The following is a 207-nucleotide window of genomic DNA, read 5'->3' on the forward strand; positions in this document are numbered from 1 at the left end:
ACGGCCAAATGGGATGAGCAGTATCCGTCTATCAGCGCCTCCTGGCGCAGGGATTGGGAGCGAGTCATTCCATTTTTGATTATCCAGCGGATATTCGACCGGCGATTTACACCACCAATGCGATTGAGTCATTGAATATGGTAATCCCCCCATATTTAACTGACATCAAAAATAGAGGTTTAAGCAGCTACTAAAGCCAGCTTCTGC

1 pseudogene is annotated in these 207 nt (G+C 46.9%); it reads left to right on the top strand.

The window, feature by feature from the left end:
- A pseudogene (locus Lery_RS15535) lies at nucleotides 1-146 on the top strand (transposase); the annotation flags it as partial.
- Nucleotides 147-207: the final 61 nt, after the last annotated feature.

Source organism: Legionella erythra, from assembly GCF_001467615.1.
Taxonomy (GTDB): domain Bacteria; phylum Pseudomonadota; class Gammaproteobacteria; order Legionellales; family Legionellaceae; genus Legionella_C; species Legionella_C erythra.